Here is a 1,883-nt window from a genome sequence, read left to right as displayed (position 1 = left end):
GCGCGGCGCTTGCGCACAAAAATCGCGACGCTCCAGCAGGTCGGGCGATGCGGGAGCGGGGCTGTAGGAGGGGGCTGCCGTCCGCTTTTCCCCGGCGGTGCGCGCCGGCAAAGCACCGTGGTGTGCCGGAAGCCAGGCGGCACGCGCCGAGCGCGCCACGGCCCAGGCCCATGGCCTGATCGCTGGAGCTGGCAAGACCCGGCTCCAGCGGGCGTGGACGGGGCTCACCTTGCTGGTGATTTCATCGGAACCTGGGGCACACAAGGCACCCGAAAACTACCAATTTGATAGCTATTGGCGCACGCTCCACAACCACCAGCGGCCCAAAACACCGAAAACCCTACTGAGCCGCCGTCCACCGCGTCACCTTGGGCGGTGCGTCGCCCGTGTGGAATGCCAGCTTGCGCTCGCGCAGGGCCACGTCCGAGGCGGTGACGCGGTCGAAGCGGCGCAGGTGCTCGGTCCATGACTCGTCCACGATCTGCTCCACGTAACGCGTGGGATCGGCCATGTCGTGCAGCAGGTCGCACGACAGCGCCCCCTGGCGCAGGCGGCTGCGGCGGCTGTCCTGCATGAGGGCGCGGAATTCGGTGGCGCGTGCCGGGTCGATGGCGTATTCGATGGTGACCACCACGCGCCCGGCCTCGGGTGGCGTGGCCGCCACCGGCGCCTTGAAGGCCTGCGAGGGGCTGAGGTCCTCCTCCATGTGGCGGTCCGTCACCAGGCGCTGCACCACGGCCATGGCGATCACGCCTGTCAGCGCCGCCAATGCCAGGCTCAGGTGCACTGACGTGAGCGTGGCCACCTGACCCCACACGGCCGCGCCCAGTGCCGTGGCGCCCATGATGGCCATCTGGTAGATCGACATGCCGCGTGCGCGCACCCAGTTGGGCAGCGCGAGCTGGGCGGATACGCTGAGCGAATTGGCCGTGGTGATCCACGCCATGCCGCCCACCACCATGGCGGGCACGGCCACGTAGACATTGGGCGCGATGGCCATCACGGCTGTGGCCGCCGCCTGCAGCAGTGTGCCGCGCAGCACGAGCACATCGCGCGCCATGGCCTGGCGCAGGCGCGGCAGGAACATGGCGGCCACGATGGCACCGGCCCCCATCGAGGCCAGCAGCAGCGTGAACGTGCCCGCACCGCCGCCCTCCAGCCCCTTGGCCACCAGCGGCAGCAGGGCCAGCAGCGCCGTGGCGTGCAGGAAGAAAAGGGAGATGCGCCACAGCACGGCCCGCATGCGCGGCGACTGGCGCACGAACTGCACGCCCACGCGCATCGCACTGCCCAGGCGCTCGCGGCCCAAGGGGCTGGGCACGTGGGTGCGCTTCCAGCGCATGATGACCAGGCCCGAAAGGACCGACAGCACGGCATTGAGCACGAACACCCAGGCGCTGCCGGCGCTGGCGATGATGGCACCGGCCACCAGCGGGCCCACGATGCGCGAGGCGTTCATGGCCACGCCGTTGAGCGCCAGGGCCGCCGGCAATTGGGGGCGGCTGACCAGCTCGGGCACGATGGCCGAGAACACCGGCCAGCGCATGGCCAGGCCAATGCCATTGGCAAAGGTGAGGGCCAGCAGCAGCGGCGCCGTCATGCCGCCCACCACAATGGCCGCGCACAGCACCAGAGCCACGGCGGCCACCCAGAACTGCGTGGCGATGAAATAGCGCCGCCGGTCCAGGATGTCGGCCAGTGCGCCGCTGGGCAGGCCTAGCAGGAATACCGGCAGCGTCGAGGCCGATTGCACCAGCGCCACGAGCATGGGCGAGGTGGTGAGCGTGGTCATGAGCCAGGCGGCGGCCACGTCGTTCATCCACATGCAGGTGTTGGCCGCCACCCAGGTGAGCCACAGCATGCGGAACACGGGCACCGACAGC

2 protein-coding genes are annotated in these 1,883 nt (G+C 70.0%); both read right to left on the bottom strand.

The genetic code is table 11. The annotated features are described in order from the left end of the window. Nucleotides 1-195 (bottom strand): hypothetical protein (locus tag ACDELDRAFT_RS25910; RefSeq protein ID WP_232504820.1); only part of this gene is annotated, 195 nt, incomplete at its 3' end. A 145-nt stretch (nt 196-340) separates the two neighbouring features. Continuing rightward, the gene (locus ACDELDRAFT_RS21935; RefSeq protein WP_005800802.1) at nt 341-1,882 is read right to left on the bottom strand and encodes an MFS transporter; all 1,542 of its coding nucleotides are present in this window, start codon (nt 1,880-1,882) and stop codon (nt 341-343) included. Nucleotide 1,883 lies beyond the last annotated feature (1 nt).

Origin of the sequence: Acidovorax delafieldii 2AN, from assembly GCF_000175235.1 — a bacterium.
GTDB lineage: Bacteria > Pseudomonadota > Gammaproteobacteria > Burkholderiales > Burkholderiaceae_C > Acidovorax > Acidovorax delafieldii_B.
This window is presented reverse-complemented; position numbering and strand designations above follow the sequence as displayed.